This is a genomic window from Pedobacter heparinus DSM 2366 (assembly GCF_000023825.1).
Taxonomy (GTDB): Bacteria; Bacteroidota; Bacteroidia; order Sphingobacteriales; family Sphingobacteriaceae; genus Pedobacter; species Pedobacter heparinus.
The window spans coordinates 2,186,042-2,206,941 of the sequence record NC_013061.1; the positions used below are offsets into that span (position 1 = coordinate 2,186,042).

The following is a 20,900-nucleotide window of genomic DNA, read 5'->3' on the forward strand; positions in this document are numbered from 1 at the left end:
GTATTGTTATTAAATTAACCAACACTTAAAGTCATGGAAAATTCAGATGCTAAACATACAGAAGAGACGAACAAACCACATAAACCCATAGAGCACGATTATGCCCATCACCAGGCCGATCCGGGACCATCGCCGCAGGCCGTTAAAGAGAAGGACATCAACGGTGCCGCAGTCATATTGAGGTGGCTTATCCCTTTACTGGTTATCGCTTTACTGGTCTACTGGCTGTTTTTTAAAGGTGCGCACAGTTAAAAAAATAAGGCTGTTATTTCAACAGCCTTACTTCATATAAATCCCTGCGCCGGTCTTTCAGTATCCTTACTGTACCAAAATGATGGATCTCATCCAGCAAATGCAGGTCAACATCCACCACCAGCATCATTTCGGTATTTGGCGTAGTTTCGGCCTTTACCGCATTGGTTGGAAAAGCAAAATCAGAAGGGGTAAATACGGCCGACTGGGCAAACTGTATATCCATATTGTTTACTTTAGGCAAATTGCCCACGCAACCTGCTATGGCTACATAACATTCATTTTCTATGGCCCTGGCCTGCGCACAATGCCTTACCCGGGTATAACCATTCTGGGTATCGGTTAAGAAAGGTACAAACAGGATCTGCATCCCCTGATCGGCATAAAGCCTGCTCAGTTCAGGAAATTCCACATCATAACAGATCAATATCCCTACTTTACCGCAATCGGTATCAAACACCTGGATCTTATCGCCACCCACCATTCCATAGTATTTCTGTTCATTCGGGGTAATGTGGATTTTCCGGTATTCATCTGTTTTACCACTTCTGTGGCATAAATAGGTGGCATTATAAAGCTTATTGTTCTCTACAATAGGCATACTGCCGGATATGATATTTACATTATATGAAAGGGCATATTGCTGGATCCTTTTTACAATCTCGGCTGTTTGTTCGGCCAGTTTACGCATGGCCTCCATTTCTGGTAAATGATTGTATGGATGCAACAATGGGGTGTTGAAAAATTCGGGGAATACAATAAAATCGGATTTATAGCCGCTCACAGCATCTACAAAAAACTCTACCTGTTCATAAAAAGCTTCAATATCCGGAAAAAGTCGCATCTGCCATTGTACCAGACCGATCCTGATGGTCTTGGCCGAACGGGCAGAGGCATCGATGCCCTGGTAATAGATGTTGTTCCATTCTATTAAAGTGGCAAATTCCTTGGATTCATGATCGCCGGGCAGGTAGTTTTTCAGTACTTTCCTGACGTGGAAATCGTTGGACAGCTGGAAGGTAAGGGTAGGGTCATATATTTCTTTGGCCTTAACCTTATCTATGTATTGCCTGGGGCTCAGCTGATCGGCATATTCGTGGTAGCCAGGGATCCTGCCACCTGCAATGATACTTTTCAGGTTCAGGTTTTCGCACAGCTCCTTGCGTGCTTCATACAATCTGCGGCCCAGCCTTAGGCCCCTGTATTCGGGATGTACAAAAATCTCTATGCCATACAGCACATCCCCTTCGGGGTCGTGGGTAGAAAAAGAATAATCACCGGTAATGTTCTTATAAGTATGTTTATCCCCATATTCATCATAATCTACAATGAGGGATAAAGAACAAGCTACCACCTTATCATCCACTGCAATGCACAGCTGGCCTTCAGGAAATAATTTCAGCAACCTTTCGATGCTGTTTTTGCTCCATATCTGTCCCAGTGTTTCATAGGCCTCCTGCATGGATTCCTTTAAGTCATTGTAATCGGCTAAGGTCAGTTTTCTTGTTTCTATGTTCATATCAGCTAAATTTAGCTATTCTGAAACAGAAATGGTGCCTAAAAAAAATTTTATCAGAATAATCTTCCGGTTTGCCCGGGGAAATTTCTTTGCAGGTGTTTATAAGCTGCCTCAGTGGCTTCCCGGCCTCTTGAAGTGCGCATTAAAAAACCTTCCTGGATCAGGAAAGGCTCATAAACCTCTTCAATGGTACCCTCATCTTCACCAACAGCGGTAGCTATGGTTTTTAAACCTACCGGACCACCTTTAAACTTGTCGATAATGGTGGTCAGTATTTTATTGTCCATTTCATCCAGTCCGTGTTCATCCACATTTAGTGCTTTTAAAGCATAACGGGCAATCTCTGTATCTATTTCTCCGGTACCTTTGATCTGCGCAAAATCTCTGGTACGCCTTAATAAAGCATTGGCAATACGTGGTGTTCCACGGCTCCTTCTGGCAATTTCGTAGGCCCCTTCATCTGTAATCGGGGTTTTCAGAATTTCTGATGACCTCAGTACAATGGTGGTCAGTAGCTTGGCATCGTAGTAGGCCAGTCTGGAATTGATGCCAAACCTTGCCCTTAAGGGGGCAGTTAACAGGCCGGAGCGGGTAGTGGCACCAACCAGGGTAAAAGGGTTCAATGAGATTTGTACAGAGCGTGCATTCGGACCGCTCTCGAGCATAATGTCTATCTTAAAATCTTCCATGGCCGAGTACAGGTACTCTTCAACCAGGGGGCTTAACCTGTGTATCTCATCAATAAAAAGGATATCGCCCTCATCCAGACCAGTCAGCAGCCCTGCCAGATCCCCGGGTTTATCCAGAACCGGTCCGGAGGTCACCTTTATGCCCACGCCCATTTCATTGGCAATGATAAGGGAAAGTGTGGTTTTACCCAGTCCGGGGGGGCCATGTAACAAGACATGATCCAGCGGTTCGCCACGTAGCTTGGCCGCTTTCACAAAGATCTTCAGGTTTTCCATCACCTTTTCCTGTCCCGTAAAATCATCAAAAGCCTGTGGGCGCAGTACTTTTTCAATATCGCGTTCTACAGGTGAAAGGCTTTCGGATGATGGATCAAGATTTTCGTTCATTATTCAAAAATACGCTTAAAAATTAGAATTATAGCATTGGTTGGCTAAATTTGGCAGCTACAACTGCCTCTTTGGGCCCATTGGCATAATTGTAAAAACCTTCTCCAGACTTAATGCCTTTTTTGCCTGCCATCACCATATTTACCAGTAATGGGCATGGTGCATATTTCGGATTGCCAAAACCAGTGTGTAATACCTCTAAAATAGCCAGGCAAACATCAAGGCCAATGAAATCGGCCAGCTGCAAAGGGCCCATGGGGTGGGCCATGCCCAATTTCATTACCGTATCAATTTCTGCTACACCGGCCACATTTTCGTAAAGCGTATAAATGGCCTCATTGATCATTGGCATCAGGATCCTGTTGGCTACAAAGCCCGGATAATCATTTACCTCAACCGGAACTTTAGCCAGTTTTCTGGAAAGCTCCATCACCGTTCCAGTGGTTTCATCACTGCTGGCATAACCCCTGATCACTTCTACAAGTTTCATTACCGGTACGGGGTTCATGAAATGCATGCCGATCACTTTATCGCTACGGCCGGTAACCGAAGCAATATGCGTAATGGAAATGGAAGAAGTATTGCTGGCCAGAATGGCCTCTGGCTTGGCAAAAAAATCGAGGTCCTTAAATATTTTTAGCTTAAGCTCCAGGTTTTCGGTGGCCGCCTCTACAATCAGGTCGGCATTGGCCACACCCGTCTGCATTTCTGTAAAGGTAGTAATGTTGGCCAGTGTACCTGCCTTTTCCGCTGCTGTAAGCGTTCCCTTGCCCACCTGGCGGTCAAGGTTTTTACCAATAGTATCCATAGCCTTATTTAAGGCTTCCTGATGGATGTCAATAAGGTTTACCTGGTAACCGAACTGCGCAAAAGTATGCGCAATACCATTACCCATTGTGCCAGAGCCGATTACTGCAATGTTTTTCATTTAGTTTATTTTTATGAGGTTAGTTTAACGTTTTTAAGGCGCTAATCTATTTATAATCCACGAACCATCCACTAAATCGTAAGCAATTCTGTCGTGCAGCCTGCTGGGACGGCCCTGCCAGAACTCGAGATGCGAAGGTTCTATGAGGTAGCCACCCCAGTGTAGCGGACGGGGAATTTCACGGCCCTCAAATTCTTTAGTCAGTGCGGCCACCTTTTGTTCAAGTGACTCCCTGTTGTCCAGTACCTTGCTTTGCGGCGAGGCCAGGGCACCGATCTGGCTGCCTGCAGGACGGGAATGGAAATAAGCGGCAGATGTTTCGGCATCAACTTTACTCACTACCCCCTCAATACGTACCTGACGTTCCAGTTCGGCCCAGAAAAACACCAGTGCGGCCTGTGGGTTCTCTATCAGGTCCCTTCCTTTTTTACTCTCGTAATTGGTGTAAAAGACGAAACCATTTTCATCAAAGCCCTTTAGTAGTACAATCCTTGCCGAAGGCTTGCCAAACCGGTCGGATGTGGCCAGGGTCATTACATTGGGTTCGTACAATTGTGCATCTACAGCAGCATTAAACCATTTTCCAAACTGCAGGATAGGGTCGCTCTCTACATCTTGTTCTGTAAGTTGTGCGGCGCGGTATTCCTGTCTTAAATCATGCAAATTATTTTTATTGTGGTCCATCATACAAAAATAGGTTTTAGTTTATTCAATTTTATCCCTAAATTTCCAAAATGATAAGCAGGTTACAACCTTCATTGGGACGATTGTTAATTTCAGAACCATTTTTAATGGATCCTAATTTTAAGCGTGCCGTAATTTTAATTACGGACCATCAGGAGGAAGGTACAGTTGGCTTTATCCTGAACCAATGCAGTACCCTGCTGCTTAAAGATGTGATCCCTGAACTCGCGGAAGCCAATTTTCCGGTATATTTTGGCGGACCGGTAGAAACCGATACCATCCATTTTGTACACCGTTGTTACGATAAGATAGGGGATGGGCAGGAAATTGCGAAGGGGATTTACTGGGGCGGTAATTTTGAAACGCTCAAAGCACTCATCAACAGCAAGCATATTCATGAAGATGAGATCAAGTTTTTTATCGGCTATTCGGGCTGGGGAAAGGAACAATTAAAAAAGGAGATGAAAGAGAATACCTGGATCGTATCAGATGCTTTTCATCCGGATGTGGTTTTCTCCGGCAATGAAGAAAACCTATGGCGCGAGGTAATCATTAACCTGGGGCCAAAATATGCCCATGTCAGCAATTTCCCCCAGGATCCCAGTCTGAATTGATTTTAATGTCTAGCCTTCCAGTTCAGCTGCGCTTTCTTCAACCTTTTTTCGCAGTTCATCTTTATAGGCCTGCATTTTAAGCCCAAGTGAGTCATCTGCCGTAGCCAGGATCTGTACAGCCAGTAAGCCTGCATTTTTTGCTGCATTTAAAGCTACAGTGGCTACAGGAATGCCATTTGGCATTTGTAAAATAGAAAGGATGGAATCCCATCCATCGATAGAATTTGAAGATTTTACGGGTACCCCAATAACCGGTAAAGTGGTGATGGAAGCTACCATGCCAGGTAAATGGGCTGCGCCGCCGGCCCCGGCTATAATTACTTTTAAGCCTCTTGAAGCTGCATTTTTGGCATATTCAAACATCCTTTCCGGAGTGCGGTGTGCCGATACCACAGTCATTTCAAATTCAACCCCAAATTCCTTGAAAATATCGGCTGCATCCTGCATGATGTGAAGATCCGATTTGCTGCCCATGATAATGCCAGCTTTTACGCGCTCTGTGCTCATTTATGAAATAACTTTTAATGTATTTTTAATATAATTTGCTTTCTGTACTGCACTTTCCCGGTTTTGGTCTACCACCGTAACATGGCCCATTTTGCGGAAAGGTTTGGTGTATTTTTTACCGTAAAGATGGATATATACCCCATCAATGGCCATGGTTTTTTCCAATCCCTGATATTTGGCTACCCCATTATGGTTTTTCTCGCCCAGCAGATTAATCATCACTGCATTGCTGATGCTGCGTGTATCGCCCAATGGCAGGTTAAAAATTGCCCTTAAATGCTGGTCAAACTGAGAAACATAATTGCCCTCAATGGTTTGATGTCCGCTATTGTGTGGTCTTGGTGCCAGCTCATTGACCAGCAGCTCCCCATTCCTGGTCACAAACATTTCTACGGCCAGTAAGCCGGTGATGTTAAGGGAGGAAGCGATGTTTTTGGCAATTACCTCGGCCTTGTTCTGAAGCGCTTCAGGATAAGTAGAAGGAGAGATCAGGAACTCGACCAGATTGGCCTCGGCATTGAATTCCATTTCTACCATCGGAAAAGTTTTCATGTCCCCATTAGCGTTTCTGGCCACAATAACGGCAATCTCTTTTTCAAAGTCTATCATTTCCTCAATCAGGCAGGGCGCATCAAAGGCCTGCTCAATATCAGCTGCATGGTTTATTTTCATCACGCCTTTACCGTCGTAGCCATCCCGGCGCTGTTTAAGTATATAAGGAAACGCAAACCTGCTGTGGCGCATCTCTTCTCTGGTATTTACCAGCTGAAAAGGTGCTGTTGGGATGTTGTTTTCTTTAAAAAACTGTTTTTGAACACCCTTGTCCTGGATCAGGCGGATTACCCGGGATTGCGGGAAAACCTGTTTTCCTTCCTTTTCCAGTTGTTCCAATGCTTCAATATTTACCTTTTCTATTTCTATGGTAATGATATCTGCTTTTTTGCCGAAGTTGTAAACGGTGTCAAAATCGGTAATAGAGCCACATTCAAAGTAATTTGCAAGATGTTTACAGGGAGCATCGGTATCCGGATCTAAAACCAGGGTCGTAAGGTTATAATTGATGGCTTCCTGGATCAGCATTCTGCCGAGTTGTCCGCCGCCCAATATTCCCAATTTCAGATCACTTATTTGTTTTGCCATATCTATATGAAAAAGTTATGCTTATTTTGCACAAAAATAACAATATAAACGGATTGATGGATGCAGATGCTATAATTATTGGTGCCGGAGCCTGTGGTTTGATGTGTGCGGTACAGGCAGGGTACCTTGGCAAGCGGGTCATCCTGCTGGAAAAGAATGCGAAGCCTGGTGCCAAGATCTTGATCTCAGGTGGCGGAAGGTGTAATTATACCAATCTGTTTGCTACAGACGAGCAGTTTATTTCTGGAAACAGACATTTTATTAAATCGGCTTTTACACAGTGGACAGTTGAGGATACCATCAGTTTTTTTGAGACTTATGGCATCAATGGAAAAGAGAAGACCCTTGGGCAGCTGTTTCCGGAAAGTAACAATGCTGCAGCCATTGTAGCCGTTTTTACTGCGCTTTGCGAGGATTTTGGACAGGAGCTGATTTGTGATACAGTGGTTACTGATATAAAAATATTGGAGGCTGGTTTTGCTGTAAACTATGCCAAAGGGACAAAAAGCCATGTGGTTAAAGCCCCAAAACTGGTGATGGCTACAGGTGGATTGCCCATCCCAAAAATGGGGGCTACCGATTTTGCCCTGCGCTTTGCCCGGAAACAGGGATTGAAAATTGTGGAAACGGCGCCTGCGCTGGTACCGCTTACCATAACCGGGAAAGATGAGGACTGGTACGCACAGCTGTCCGGAAACAGTGTTTATTGTAAGGTGAGCAACGAGCGCATCGCGTTTGAAGAAAATATCCTGTTTACACACTGGGGGTTAAGCGGCCCTGCAATTTTGCAGATTTCATCCTACTGGAAAAGAGGAGAGGTGTTCAACATTGATTTATTGCCCGGACAAAATATTACTGCTTTGATAGAAACAGAGCGAAAGCAGAATGGTAAAGCGCTCCTGTCTTCCTTGTTTAACCGCTATTATGCCAGGAAATTTACCGAGGCCATGGCCAAATATTTGCCAATTGATAAGCAGGTTGCTTCCTTAACCAAAGCAGAAATGGAACAGATTGAACAGACCATCCACTGGTTTAAAGTGAAACCTGCCGGTGACAAGGGCTATGATAAGGCTGAAGTAATGCGCGGTGGTATAGACACGGATGAGCTCTCGTCCAAAACCCTGGAATGTAAAAAAATACCTGGCCTGTATTTTGGTGGAGAGTGTGTAGATGTAACCGGCTGGCTGGGCGGTTATAATTTTCAATGGGCCTGGGCCAGTGGTTTCGTCATTGCCCAGCAGCTTTAATTTTTTTTGAAAATTTCAATTTCTTGTAGAGAAATTAAAATGTCTTTTAGAGTAATTAATCTAGCTCTTGATTGGGTATTGTTTATTTATGATTAATAATAAACAGGAAAACAAAAGGGAAATAATAAGAAATTAACAGGAATTTGTCCCTGTTAAGTCCCTGTTCTCTCCCTGTTATTTCCCTGTTGAATCCCTGTTGATAATCAAGTTGTTCCAATTCTCTTATTAAGAAAACTGCGGGGAGCCCAGTTTTTCTGCTTCAGGTACAGCTAAATCCATCAAAAATACAGCCATTTACAGTATGAATTTTTATTAAAAGTACTGTAGCGAAATTGCAGGTTTATACGTATAAAGGTTAAACCAAACTATAAACAGATGAAAAAAAACTACAAATTACGCTTAGTTGTTGCAGTTTTAATGTGCGTGGCTACATCCTGCAAAAAGGGCAACAAAACGCCAGACACCGGAAAAGATTTAATATTGACCGAAAGAGAGCAGCAAAAGGCAGAAGCCGATAATGCCTTTACCTTAAAGCTGTTTAAGGAAATTATAGCCAAACCTTTGGCGGGTAAAAACCTTATGTTGTCGCCTTTAAGTGTAAGTATAGCATTGGGGATGACCAGTAACGGAAGCAGCGGCACAACTTTGGAAGCCATAAGAAATACCATGGAATTTAAGGATTTTACTGAAGCTGAAATAAACAGCTATTACCATAAAATAGCAACAGAATTACCCCAGTTAGATCCTAAGGCTTCATTAAAAATTGCCAATTCCATCTGGTACAGAAATACATTTACCACATTGCCTGCTTTTCTTAATGTGAACAGGGACAATTACAATGCTGCAGTTGAGGGCCTGGACTTTGCCAATCCTGCTGCAAAAGACAAAATTAACAATTGGGTAAATAACAGCACAAATGGAAAAATCCCAACTATAATTGATGCAATTGGCAGCGATATGGTCATGTACCTGATCAATGCCGTTTATTTTAAAAGCGACTGGAAGTATAAATTCGATAAGGATAAAACTGCAAAATCGGATTTTAACCTGGACGCCAATAATAAGGTACAAACAGATTTTATGGTTGCAAAGGCAACTGTTAATCACTTACGCTCAGAGGAGGCCTACATTTATGAACTTCCGTATGGGAACGAAAAATACAGCATGGTCATTGCATTACCTGCTACCAATACCAATATTGCTGAATTTGTCGCCTCAGTTAGTCCGGCAAAATGGAAAGGGTGGATGGCAGGCCTGCAGAAAACCGGTGTTGAAATTAAAATGCCCAGGTTTAAATTTAGCTACAGCAGCATATTAAACGATCAGCTAACCAATCTGGGTATGGGAATTGCCTTTGGTAAAACCGGGGCAGCAGATTTCAGCAGAATGAGTGCTGCAGGTTTACAAATAAATGAGGTGAAGCATAAAACCTTTGTTGAAGTAAATGAAAGCGGTACAGAAGCTGCCGCTGTAACCTCTGTTGGGATGGAGCTTACTTCTGTACAAGAGCCGGCCCCGGTTCTTATTAACCGCCCTTTTGTATTTGTGATCCGCGAGATGAAAACCGGGCTGATTTTATTTACCGGTATCGTAAATAACCCCTTATTGGATAATTAAGGCTTACCCGATTTTATTCGCAATTGGGAATGGTATAAGTCCAGGTTTCGGCATTGCCGGTCGGGAAGGTGTAAACCATTCCCTTTCCAGTCTCAAACCACAATTTACCCCGTACCTTTTCGCGGTTGCCTATTTCATTCATAGACAGGCTGTCAAAAATACGGCCGTTGATCATTACGTATTTAATTTTTTCCGAATTCCTGATGTCGTCCAGCGGATTGGCATCCATCACGATCAGATCGGCCAGTTTTCCGATTTCCAGTGAGCCGATCTCTTTGTCCATACCCAGATAGGCCGCGCCGTTTATGGTGGCACACCTGATGGCCTGTAAGGGGGTCATACCACCCTGTGCCAGCATCCAGAGTTCCCAGTGTGCACCCAGTCCCTGGATCTGCCCATGCGCGCCTAAATTTACTTTGGTGCCACCCTCGGCAATCTGCCTGGCCGTTTTGGCCACTTCAATATGACCGTAATCGCCATATTCTGACGTTGTTCTTCTCCTGGCCCGCGGGTCTATGATGGACCTGGGGGTAAAGGCCATCAGGCGCTCATTTTCCCATACATTGGTACGGTCGTACCAGTAATTTTCTCCCCACTGGCTGCCATAGCTAACAATGAGTGTAGGGGTATAAGCTACCTCAGTTTTGTTCCAGAAGGTGGTTACATCTTTAAAAACAGGTGCAACCGGAATGCTGTGTTCAATGCCCGTATGCCCGTCGGCAATCATGTTCATATTGGTAAAAAAGGTAGAGCCGCCTTCTGGCACAACCATCATTTTTAATTGCCTTGCAGCCTCGATGATCTGCTGACGCTGATCGCGACGGGGCTGGTTGTAGGATTTTACAGAAAAGGCACCCACTGCTTTTAGTCTTCTCAGGTTAGACAGGGCATCGTCCAGGCTGTTGATGACTACCTTAAAATCGCCATCGGCACCATAGAGGATGGAGCCTGTAGAATATAACCTGGGGCCGGTAAGCCGGCCTGCTTTGATCATTTCCGACTGACTGAACACCATTTCTGTATTGCTGGAGGGGTCGTGCGAGGTGGTTACCCCAAAGGCCAGGTTGGCCAGGTACGACCAGTCCTGCTGCGGTGTAATGCCATCCGGACTGCTGCGCAGATGTGCATGCACATCTACCATACCCGGCATAATGGTTTTTCCCGTTACATCAATTACCCTTGTGTTTGCTGGCAGGGGCAGGTTTTTGCCAATGGATACAATTTTATTGTTTTCAATGAGTATAGCACCGTTCTCTATCACCTCATCGCCTTTCATGGTGATGATCCTGGCACCTGTAAGTGCGGTGAGGCCGGTTGGAACATCGGTCTTTAGTTTTAAGCCTATGGCCAGGCCAGTACTGTCGGGTGCTTTGATCTGCGCTGTTGAGCCATCGGTAAAGTTGAATGCTGTTTTTACATCACGGCTAAAATACTGTTCGCCCAGTGTCCAGAACAATTTATTGCTGTCGTGGCTCCAGTGGATATAGGTGCCGGCATCTTTGGTGATGCGGGTAAGTGGTATGGTTTTGTTGCCGGCCGACAGGTCGAGCGGCCTGCCCGTAGTTACCATCGGTGTAACGTAAATGTTGAAAAGCTCTGTAAAGGCCATCCATTTGCCATCCGGACTGGGTGCAAATTGTGTGGCGTATGTTGAAGTATAGTGCGTCCGTTCGTTGGCGCCATTCAGGTCTATGCTTTTGAATGCCTTTTTTCCGTCTTCGCTGGATTGAAAATAGATCCTGCTGTCGTCGGCATTGAATTTGGGCCTGATGCCATTCTCGGTGATCAGTGTTTTCGGGCCACCACTGGCGGGCATGGTAAAAATTCCTGTTCCCCGGCCAAAAGCATAACCAAGCACGTCGTTGCCCACTCCTTTTCGGAACACGATCTTATCGCCTTTATTGGAAAAAGAAGGAGAATAATAAAAGCCTTTTTCGGTGGTCAGCGTAACTGTTTTACCCGATTTCAGGTCGGTTTTTTTAATAGCCCCTTTAAATTCATCACTCCAGGTGGTATAAATGACAGATTTGCCGTCGGCACTGATCTCGGGCTCGAACTCAAAGTCGATACCCTTGCTTACCCTTTCAGGCAGCCCGTTTGGCAGGTCTTTTTTATAGAGGAAGCCCGCGGCATTAAATACAACAAATTTGCCGTCGGCAGAAGTGTTAAGCTGCCGGATCATTTTTACCGTAAAATCATTGCTGAACACCTGCTGCTGATAATGCAGGGCCTGCTGTATGGTTTGTGAACCGGTGACATGAAATGGGAGGTTATTGGTGAACAATGAATTGAGGTCGATCTTTTTGATCTTGCCACGGGCATAGAAAATGATGCTCTTGCCATCGGGTGTCCAGGCATAATTGGGGTAAACGCCAAAAATGGCCCAGGTTTCCTGCTGGTCGTGCGACAGGTCTTCATAGATGGGCCATTCTTCTCCCGTTTGCAGGTTTTGCAATACCAGTACAGATTTTAAGCGCATGCGTTTTACATAGGCCATCATTTTTCCATCCGGGGAAACCTGTGGCCGGGCTGCCCCGCCTGGCTGAGCAATCAGGCTGGTAATTTTGCCGCTGGTCAGGTCTAACTGACGGATGGCATAGATCATGCCGTTAGGGTCTTTGCTGTATTCGAAGTTAGGGCCGGGCGACATGTCCTCACTAAAATAAAGGTATTTGCCATCCGGCGAAACATTTGGTTCTCCGGCATCCTGCTGGTCATTTTTTCTCTTGGTCAGCTGTACACCTTCACCACCATAAATGCTGTACATCCACATTTCCCCCGCGCCCAGCGAACGGGTACCGGTAAAGTGTTTGCGTGCAATGAGGTACTCACTGTTGGGCATCCAGGTTGCATTGTTCAATAAACGGAAAGTTTCTTTGGATATCTGCCTTTTGCCGGAGCCATCACGGTTCATGATCCAGATGTTGTCGGCACCGCTTTTATCACTGGTATAGGATATGTACCGGCCATTGGGGCTAAAGCGGGGCTGGATATCCCAGGCCGGCCCGCTGCTTAACAAAACGGCTGAACCCCCGCTAATGGGCATGATGTAGAGGTCGCCCAACAGGTCAAACACGATATCCTTGCCATCAGGGCTTACATCCAGGTTCATCCATGTACCTTCATCTGTGTTAAAGGTAAAGGTTTTGGTATTGCCCTTATATTTTTCTATGTCCCATTGTTTGTCGGGACCAGGTGTGGGAGATTGGGAGAATGACGATTGAAAAAAAGAGAATACAAGAATTAACAGGAGTAGTGATGTTCTCATATAGCCGGTTGAGTGATTTTTTTGCTAATTTAATAATATCAGTTCATTTTTATAGTTTTGGAGGGTAACCTTTTTATGAACGAGACGGAGATATTAAAGCGGTACTGGGGATATGATGGTTTCAGGCCATTGCAGGATGAAATTATCAGATCTGTTTTAAACGGGCAGGATACTTTGGCCTTATTGCCTACTGGTGGTGGGAAATCGATCTGTTTCCAGGTGCCTGCTATGCTGAAAGAAGGGATTTGTATCGTGATATCGCCTTTGGTGGCCCTGATGAAAGACCAGGTAGAGGCCCTTAAAGCAAAAGGCATTGATGCAGTGGCCATTTATGCAGGGATGGGAAAAAGGGAGATCGATATTTTGCTTGACAACTGCATTTACGGAAAGATCAAATTTTTGTACCTCTCGCCGGAACGTTTATTATCGGAACTGGTGCGCGTGCGGATCTCTTACATGAACGTAAACCTGATTGCCGTAGATGAGGCCCATTGTATTTCGCAATGGGGCTATGATTTCAGGCCACCCTATCTGAAAGTCAGTGAGATCAGGGAAATCCATCCCGATGTACCTGTTTTAGCCCTGACGGCTACTGCTACGAAGTTTGTGAGAACAGACATTATGGAAAAACTGCAGTTTAAAAAACCGCATGTTTTTGTACAGAGCTTTGCCCGTAAAAACCTGAGCTATGTAGTGCAGGATGATGAAGATAAGTACAAAAAGCTGATCAGTATTGTAAATAAAGTAAGAGGTAGCGGACTGGTATATGTGCGCAACCGGAGGGAGACTGCCGAAGTAGCCTCTTTTTTGAGCAGGAACGGGGTGGCTGCAGATTTTTACCATGCTGGGGTAGAGAAGGAAGAACGTTTCAGGAAACAGGAGGACTGGAAGCGGAACCGCATCCGGGTGATGGTGGCGACGAATGCTTTTGGAATGGGAATAGATAAGCCTGATGTACGTTTTGTGGTACATTTAGACCTGCCGGAAAGTTTGGAAGCCTATTACCAGGAAGCGGGCCGGGCAGGGAGGGATGGTAAAAAAGCTTATACCATATTGCTGGCCAACAAATCGGACGAATTGTCCTTAAAAGCGAAATATACAGCTAGTTTTCCTTCGGTTGAGGAGATCAGAAAAGTGTACCATTACCTGGGTAATTATTTTCAGCTGGCTTATGGGGCAGGGGAAGGGCTGAGTTTTGGTTTTGACCTGGCCGATTTTTGTAAGCGCTTTAATGTAGGGGTAATTAAAACGATGGGCGCCTTAAAATTTTTGGAGCACGATGGATACATTACCTTGTCGGAAAACATATTTTTACCTTCCAGGGTATTGTTTGTGGTGGGCAATGAAGATGTTTACCGTTTCCAGATAGAAAATGCAGGTTATGACCCGCTGATAAAAGCCATACTGAGGTTGTACGGTGGTTCATTTGAACAATATGTAAAGATCAGCGAGGCGGATATTGCAGCAAAACTGCGCATTTCCTATAACGATGTGCTGCGGCAGCTGAACAATTTACAGGAACAGGGCTTATTGTCTTATATCCCGCAAACAGATCAACCACAATTACAGTATATCCGGCCAAGGCTGGATTTTAGCCATATGGATATCGACCTGAAATACATTGCACAGCGCAAACAGATCCAGGCCGAGCAGATTACTGCGGTGCTGGCTTATGCCGGTAAAAAGATTTGCAGAAGTATACAGTTGCTCACTTACTTTGATGAACCGGAGGCAGATAAATGTGGTGTTTGTGATGTGTGCCTGGCCGAAAAAAAAGCCGATGATGCAGCGATGCTGAAGGATAAGCTGGATTTTGAGATTGTTACCCTGTTGCAAAGTGAGAGTTACCTGCTGGATGTGCTGGTAAATGCGGTAAGTACAGGAACAGAAAACGAACGCCTTGGACGTATCCGTGAATTGCTGGATGCCGGAAAGATTAAAACAGATGGTAAAAATTATTACCTTTAAATATGATGAAGAAAATATCCCTTATAGCCTTATTGATACCTGTTTTATTTACAGGCTGCGAAAACAAATGTATTGAAGATGCCGGCCGGCATGTGAGCAGGGCGGTATCTGTAAAGAATTTTGATCGGATAAAAGTAGAAGGGGCCATTAAACTGGTGATGGTGCAGGACAGCAGTTACAAAATCCAGGTGGATGCCGATTCCAATATCATTACTTACGTGAAGGCCGATGTTTCCGGTTTTGAATTAAGGCTGAAACTGGATTACGACCACTATTGTGGTACAGATTCGATTGTGGTAAGGGCAGGAATAGGGGAGTTGAGGTCGCTGAAGCTGGACGGTGCGGTGAAAGCTGTTGGGGAAGGGCGTATTTATGCCGATGACCTGGACCTTTCTTTTTCGGGCGCAGCTGATGTGAACATGAATTTAAGTGCAAGGAAAGTAGTAACAAGGGTTGATGGTGTAGGTAAAATTGCGCTGAGCGGACAGGCCGGGGTGCACGACCTGAAAATTAACGGTACGGCCAGGGTGGATGCCTTTGATTTTATAGTTGGGATATACAATATTGATACAGATGGCAGTGGTAAGGCCAATATCAATGTGCTGAATGAGCTGAAAGTGAAAACTTCAGGATCGAGTGAGATCTATTATAAAGGCAATCCCAAAAAGGTGGACGAGAAAAAATCGGGGGCCACAAAACTGGAGAAAGTAAATTAGTCTGCTTTTGGTTTTTTAGCTATTTTAGCGCCCTTATTGAATACATGGAACAAAAAAACGACAAGAAGGTAATCCGCTCATGGGCATTCTTCGACTGGGCAAATTCTGCTTATAACCTGGTCATCACCTCAACTATATTTCCGGCCTATTATACCATTATTACCACCACGAAGGAACATGGCGACCAGGTCATTTTTTTTGGTCACCAGTTTACCAATACGGCCCTGTCCAATTATGCGCTTTCTTTTGCCTACCTGATCATGGTGATCCTGATGCCCATCCTGACTTCGATGGCCGATTACAGGGGGAACAAGAAGGTTTTTATGAAATTGTTTACCTATATAGGGGGGATTGCCTGTATGGGTCTGTATTTTTTTAAGCTGGACACACTGGAGCTGGGCATCATTTGTTTCGTAATTGCAGCGATTGGCTATGTAGGTGGTGTGGTATTCAACAATTCTTATCTGCCTGAGATTGCTACACCAGACCAGCAGGATAAGGTGAGTGCGAAGGGCTATTCCTATGGTTATGTGGGCAGTGTGCTGTTGCAGCTGATCTGTTTTGTTTTTGTACTGAAGCCTGAATTGTTTGGGATTACGGATCTTTCTTTTCCACCCCGGCTATCGTTTTTGCTGGTTGGTTTGTGGTGGATCGGTTTTGCACAGATCTCTTTCAGGAAACTGCCGCCTGGCAGCCCCAATTATGTGGCCATCAATAAGCATGTGATCCATAGTGGTTTTCAGGAACTGGCTAAAGTTTGGAAACAGTTAAGACACCTGGAATTTCTGAAGAAGTTTTTACCTGCTTTCTTCTTTTACTCGATGGGTGTGCAGACCATTATGCTTGCTGCTGCAGGTTTCGGCGAAAAAACACTGAACCTGGGAACAGCCAAACTGATTGCTGTAATTTTAATTATACAGCTGGTGGCCATTGCCGGTGCCATGCTGATGTCGCGTTTTGCCGAAAAGTTTGGAAATGTACGGGTGCTGATCTTTGTGGTGTTCATCTGGATAGGGGCCTGCGGCTGCGCTTATTTTGTCAGCAATGAATACCAGTTTTATGCATTGGCTGCAGTTGTAGGGATGATTATGGGCGGGATCCAGTCTTTATCCAGGTCTACCTACTCTAAATTTTTACCGGCTAATACGCCTGACACCGCCTCTTTTTTTAGTTTTTATGACGTTACAGAGAAACTGGCCATTGTGATCGGACTGTTCAGCTTTGCTTTTATAGAGGAAGCAACAGGTAGCATGCGGAATTCAATTATTGCTTTGGCATCATTTTTCGTTATAGGTTTGGTATTTTTGCTGCTGCTTAGAAAAGTTGAAATGAAATGAAGATAGAATTATTTATACCCTGTTTTGTTGACCAATTGTATCCTGAAACTGCATTTAATACCGTTAAATTGCTGGAGAAGGCAGGATGCCAGGTGTTTTATAATTCTGAACAGACCTGTTGCGGACAGCCTGCCTATAATGCCGGTTACTGGGAACAGGCCAAGGAAACGGGGATCAAGTTTTTAAACGATTTTTCGGAAACAGATTATATTGTAGCCCCATCGGCCTCTTGTGTGGGGATGGTGAAAAATGGCTTTAACGACTTGTTTACCAATACCATTGTACATAACAAGTGCAGGAGTATACAGAGTAATATATTTGAGCTTTCCGATTTTCTGGTGAACGTACTGAAGAAGGATTATTTTGGTGCAGAACTGGATGGAAAAGCGGTGTACCATGATTCCTGCAGCGGACTGCGGGAATGTAAAATTAAAGAGGAGCCCAGGCTGCTGCTGTCTAAAGTGCATGGCCTGGAGATGGTGGAAATGAAAGACACGGATATGTGCTGCGGATTTGGTGGGACCTTTGCGGTTAAATTTGATTCCATATCCTCGGCCATGGCCCAGCAAAAGGTAAACAATGCCCTGGAACAGGGTGCGGAATTCATCATTTCGACAGATCTGTCCTGTCTGATGCACCTGCAGGGATACATTGATAAAAACAATATTCCGCTTAAAACCATGCATTTAGCCGATGTACTGACAAATGGCTGGCTGGAAAGTACAGAATATTGATTAACTTTGCTTTTGACAAAAAGATCACCTTGTAAGTGATTGTTTAAATTTTTTTAATAAACTTAAATCATAGTTGTAGATGATTAACATTACACTCCCTGACGGCTCCAGCCGCCAGTATGAAAAGGGCACAACTGCCCATCAAATTGCTTTATCAATTTCTGAGGGCCTTGCCCGCAATGTTTTAGCCGCCGAAGTGAACGGCGAAGTATGGGATTCGTCGAGGCCTATTGAAGGGGATGCCACTGTAAAATTGCTGACCTGGAACGATCAGGCCGGTAAAGCTACTTTCTGGCATTCATCGGCCCACATTATGGCCGAAGCCTTGGAAGCCCTGTATCCTGGAACCAAGTTTGGGATAGGACCTGCAATTGAGACCGGTTTTTATTATGATGTAGATTTTGGTGACCGGGAGTTCTCGTCGGACGATTTTAAAGAGATTGAGGCGAAGATCCTGGAGCTGGCCAGGCAGAAAGAGGTTTTTGAACGTAAGGCCGTCAGTAAAGCTGATGCCATTAAATATTTTGAAGAAAAGGGTGATGAGTACAAACTGGACCTTTTAGAAGGTTTGCAAGATGGGAAGATCACTTTTTATACCCAGGGTGAATTTACAGATCTTTGCCGCGGCCCGCATATCCCGAATACGGGTTTTGTGAAGGCTGTAAAGTTAATGAATGTGGCCGGGGCCTATTGGCGCGGAGATGAGACAAGGAAGCAGCTGACACGTATTTATGGGGTTACTTTCCCGAAAGCGAGCGAGCTTACCGAGTATCTGCACATGATAGAAGAGGCAAAGAAAAGAGACCATCGTAAACTGGGTAAAGAACTGGAACTTTTTGCTTTTTCTGAAAAAGTAGGGATGGGACTGCCTTTATGGCTGCCTAAAGGCGCTGCTTTGCGTGAGCGTTTGGTGCAGTTTTTAACCAGGGCCCAGGCCAAGGCCGGCTATGAACAGGTCGTAACCCCGCACATCGGACATAAAAATTTATACATCACATCGGGCCATTACGAAAAATATGGTAAGGATGCTTTCCAGCCGATAAAGACACCGCAGGAGGGAGAAGAGTTTTTCCTGAAGCCGATGAACTGTCCGCACCATTGCGAGATCTATAAAACAAAACCCCGTTCTTATAAAGACCTGCCATTGCGTTTTGCTGAATTTGGTACGGTATACCGTTATGAACAGAGCGGGGAACTACATGGTTTAACCCGTGTAAGGGGCTTTACGCAGGATGATGCACATTTGTTCTGCAGGCCGGACCAGGTAAAGGAGGAGTTTAAAAAAGTAATTGACCTGGTATTGTATGTGTTTAAATCTTTGGGCTTTGACGATTACACTGCGCAGGTTTCTCTAAGGGATCCGGAAAACAAGGCGAAATATATTGGCAGCGATGAAAACTGGCGCCTGGCAGAGACCGCAATTATAGAGGCTGCTGATGAAAAAGGCTTGCCGACTGTAGTGGAATATGGTGAAGCTGCTTTTTACGGGCCGAAACTGGATTTTATGGTAAAGGATGCATTGGGCAGAAAATGGCAGCTGGGTACCATTCAGGTGGATTATAATTTACCAGAGCGTTTTGAACTGGAATATACCGGAAGCGACAACCAGAAACACAGACCGGTGATGATCCATAGGGCTCCTTTTGGCTCACTGGAAAGGTTTATTGCGGTTTTGATTGAACATTGCGCCGGAAACTTCCCTTTATGGCTTTCACCTGAACAGTTCATTATCCTGCCGATCTCAGAAAAGTATGAAGATTATGCAAAAAAAGTTTCAGATGAATTAAATAATTCCGATATTCGCGGGCTGATTGACTTTCGTGATGAAAAGATTGGAAGGAAAATCAGGGACGCAGAGGTCAAAAAAATCCCTTATATGCTGATTATCGGCGAAAAGGAGATGGCTGAAGGGAAGGCTTCGGTGAGGAAGCATGGAGAAGGAGATTTAGGCGAAATGACCCTTCAGGAGTTTAGTGAATTATTAATTAAAGAAATAACAGTTTAAATAAGATACAAATTTGGCATTAGGCAGACCAGGATTTAACAGGGGACCACGTCCTCCTTTTAAGAAAAAAGAAGCAGAACATAATATTAATCAGTTTATCAGGGCACAAGAGGTAAGATTAGCTGGAGATAATGTTGAACCAGGGATCTATCCTTTGGCAAAAGCTTTGGCCCTTGCCGACGAACTGGAACTGGATTTGGTAGAGATCTCTCCGAATGCGGTACCCCCGGTTTGCAGAATTATTGATTACAGTAAGTTTGTTTACGAGCAGAAGAAAAAGCAGAAAGAGATTAAAGCAAATGCGAAGCAGACTGTAATTAAAGAGATCAGGTTTGGACCCAATACCAATGACCACGATTTTCAGTTTAAACTAAAACATGCCATTAGTTTTCTGGAAAATGGGGAAAAAGTTAGGGCTTATGTTCATTTTAAAGGTAGGGCAATTGTTTATAAAGAGCAGGGAGAAATCTTACTGTTGAAATTTGCCCAGGCTTTAGAAGATATAGGGAAGGTTGAACTGTTGCCTAAGTTAGAAGGTAAGCGTATGTTTTTAACGCTTGCACCCAAAGTTGCTAAGAAATAAATAAATTACATAAATAAACACAGGTTATGCCAAAAATGAAAACCAATTCCAGTGCTAAAAAGCGTTTTTCGCTTACTGGAACAGGTAAAATCGCAAGGAAGAACGCCTACAAAAGCCACATCTTAACCAAGATGTCGACTAAACGTAAGCGTAACTTAGGTCAAACATCAATGGTGTCTGACGCTGACATGGGCAACGTTAAACGTATGCTTTGCATCGGTAAATAATTAAATTTTTAACCAGGTACCCGGTAGTAAGTTTGCTGTAATACGCAACACCGTTTATCAAAAACAACAAAAACATGCCACGTTCGGTAAACGCAGTAGCTTCGAGAAGAAGAAGGAAAAAGGTCTTAAATTTAGCCAAAGGCTATTGGGGATCAAGAAGCAAGGTTTTCACCATTGCTAAAAATACGGTAGAAAAAGGTTTGCAATATGCATACCGTGACCGTAAAGTTAAGAAAAGAGAATTCCGCGGATTGTGGATCCAGCGTATCAATGCCGGAGCACGTCAGCACGGTATATCTTACTCTCAGTTAATCGGTAAATTAGCTGCTAAAAATATTGGTTTGAACCGTAAAGTTTTAGCTGATTTAGCAATGAACCATCCGGAAGCTTTTAAAGCGGTAATTGATACAGTAAAATAGATTATCAATAATATTTTATTGAAAAGGGGGCTGATATTGCCCCCTTTTTTTATGCTTTA

19 protein-coding genes are annotated in these 20,900 nt (G+C 44.3%); 12 read left to right on the top strand and 7 right to left on the bottom strand.

The window, feature by feature from the left end; translation table 11 throughout:
* The first annotated feature begins 33 nt into the window (after positions 1–33).
* Complete coding sequence (locus tag PHEP_RS09410; protein WP_015807713.1) at positions 34–252, top strand: hypothetical protein; 219 nt, start codon at positions 34–36, stop codon at positions 250–252.
* Positions 253–265: 13 nt separating this feature from the next.
* Here PHEP_RS09410 and PHEP_RS09415 read toward each other — a convergent pair whose 3' ends face one another.
* The 4 genes from PHEP_RS09415 to pdxH are packed head-to-tail and all read right to left on the bottom strand — an operon-like array spanning position 266 to position 4,459.
* Positions 266–1,771 (bottom strand): bifunctional GNAT family N-acetyltransferase/carbon-nitrogen hydrolase family protein, encoded by a 1,506-nt coding sequence (locus PHEP_RS09415; RefSeq protein ID WP_015807714.1) that lies wholly within the window; start codon positions 1,769–1,771, stop codon positions 266–268.
* Positions 1,772–1,824: 53 nt separating this feature from the next.
* Positions 1,825–2,847 carry a Holliday junction branch migration DNA helicase RuvB gene (ruvB, locus tag PHEP_RS09420; protein ID WP_015807715.1) on the bottom strand — a complete coding sequence of 341 codons (1,023 nt, stop codon included), beginning with the start codon at positions 2,845–2,847 and terminating at the stop codon, positions 1,825–1,827.
* A 28-nt stretch (positions 2,848–2,875) separates the two neighbouring features.
* Complete coding sequence (locus PHEP_RS09425) at positions 2,876–3,775, bottom strand: 3-hydroxybutyryl-CoA dehydrogenase (protein ID WP_015807716.1); 900 nt, start codon at positions 3,773–3,775, stop codon at positions 2,876–2,878.
* A gap of 33 nt (positions 3,776–3,808) precedes the next feature.
* A complete protein-coding gene (gene pdxH, locus PHEP_RS09430; RefSeq protein WP_143715849.1) occupies positions 3,809–4,459 on the bottom strand; it encodes a pyridoxamine 5'-phosphate oxidase in 651 nt (216 codons plus the stop codon).
* Positions 4,460–4,509: 50 nt separating this feature from the next.
* Here pdxH and PHEP_RS09435 point away from each other — a divergent pair, with 50 nt between their 5' ends.
* Positions 4,510–5,073, top strand: coding sequence for a YqgE/AlgH family protein (locus PHEP_RS09435; protein WP_015807718.1), 564 nt, complete (start codon positions 4,510–4,512; stop codon positions 5,071–5,073).
* 9 nt (positions 5,074–5,082) lie between these two features.
* On the opposite strand, the gene purE is transcribed toward PHEP_RS09435, so the two are convergent.
* Together purE and PHEP_RS09445 are read right to left on the bottom strand one after the other, a co-directional pair.
* Positions 5,083–5,580 carry a 5-(carboxyamino)imidazole ribonucleotide mutase gene (gene purE / locus PHEP_RS09440; protein WP_015807719.1) on the bottom strand — a complete coding sequence of 166 codons (498 nt, stop codon included), beginning with the start codon at positions 5,578–5,580 and terminating at the stop codon, positions 5,083–5,085.
* Positions 5,581–6,720, bottom strand: coding sequence for a 5-(carboxyamino)imidazole ribonucleotide synthase (locus tag PHEP_RS09445; RefSeq protein ID WP_015807720.1), 1,140 nt, complete (start codon positions 6,718–6,720; stop codon positions 5,581–5,583).
* A gap of 17 nt (positions 6,721–6,737) precedes the next feature.
* On the opposite strand from PHEP_RS09445, the gene PHEP_RS09450 reads away from it, so the two are divergent.
* Positions 6,738–7,967: a BaiN/RdsA family NAD(P)/FAD-dependent oxidoreductase gene (locus tag PHEP_RS09450; protein ID WP_015807721.1), complete on the top strand. Its 1,230-nt coding sequence runs from the start codon at positions 6,738–6,740 to the stop codon at positions 7,965–7,967.
* 375 nt (positions 7,968–8,342) lie between these two features.
* The gene (locus PHEP_RS09455) at positions 8,343–9,584 is read left to right on the top strand and encodes a serpin family protein (RefSeq protein WP_015807722.1); all 1,242 of its coding nucleotides are present in this window, start codon (positions 8,343–8,345) and stop codon (positions 9,582–9,584) included.
* 13 nt (positions 9,585–9,597) lie between these two features.
* Here the strand turns inward: PHEP_RS09455 and PHEP_RS09460 are convergent, their stop codons facing one another.
* Positions 9,598–12,852, bottom strand: coding sequence for an amidohydrolase family protein (locus tag PHEP_RS09460; RefSeq protein ID WP_015807723.1), 3,255 nt, complete (start codon positions 12,850–12,852; stop codon positions 9,598–9,600).
* Positions 12,853–12,927: 75 nt separating this feature from the next.
* Here PHEP_RS09460 and PHEP_RS09465 point away from each other — a divergent pair, with 75 nt between their 5' ends.
* From PHEP_RS09465 to rplT, 8 genes are all read left to right on the top strand, one after another.
* Positions 12,928–14,820, top strand: a complete 1,893-nt coding sequence (locus tag PHEP_RS09465) for a RecQ family ATP-dependent DNA helicase (RefSeq protein ID WP_015807724.1) — start codon at positions 12,928–12,930, stop codon at positions 14,818–14,820.
* A 2-nt stretch (positions 14,821–14,822) separates the two neighbouring features.
* A complete protein-coding gene (locus tag PHEP_RS09470; protein ID WP_015807725.1) occupies positions 14,823–15,536 on the top strand; it encodes a head GIN domain-containing protein in 714 nt (237 codons plus the stop codon).
* Between the two features lie 44 nt (positions 15,537–15,580).
* Entirely contained in the window at positions 15,581–16,873 is a 1,293-nt protein-coding gene (locus tag PHEP_RS09475; RefSeq protein WP_015807726.1) for an MFS transporter, read from the top strand.
* Positions 16,870–17,607, top strand: a complete 738-nt coding sequence (locus tag PHEP_RS09480; RefSeq protein ID WP_015807727.1) for a (Fe-S)-binding protein — start codon at positions 16,870–16,872, stop codon at positions 17,605–17,607. Before PHEP_RS09475 ends, PHEP_RS09480 begins: the two co-directional genes overlap by 4 nt.
* 79 nt (positions 17,608–17,686) lie before the next feature.
* Positions 17,687–19,612 carry a threonine--tRNA ligase gene (gene thrS, locus PHEP_RS09485; RefSeq protein ID WP_015807728.1) on the top strand — a complete coding sequence of 642 codons (1,926 nt, stop codon included), beginning with the start codon at positions 17,687–17,689 and terminating at the stop codon, positions 19,610–19,612.
* 13 nt (positions 19,613–19,625) lie between these two features.
* Positions 19,626–20,195 (top strand): translation initiation factor IF-3, encoded by a 570-nt coding sequence (infC, locus tag PHEP_RS09490; RefSeq protein WP_015807729.1) that lies wholly within the window; start codon positions 19,626–19,628, stop codon positions 20,193–20,195.
* A gap of 26 nt (positions 20,196–20,221) precedes the next feature.
* Positions 20,222–20,422 carry a 50S ribosomal protein L35 gene (rpmI, locus tag PHEP_RS09495; protein WP_015807730.1) on the top strand — a complete coding sequence of 67 codons (201 nt, stop codon included), beginning with the start codon at positions 20,222–20,224 and terminating at the stop codon, positions 20,420–20,422.
* A gap of 74 nt (positions 20,423–20,496) precedes the next feature.
* Positions 20,497–20,841, top strand: a complete 345-nt coding sequence (gene rplT, locus PHEP_RS09500) for a 50S ribosomal protein L20 (protein WP_015807731.1) — start codon at positions 20,497–20,499, stop codon at positions 20,839–20,841.
* Positions 20,842–20,900 lie beyond the last annotated feature (59 nt).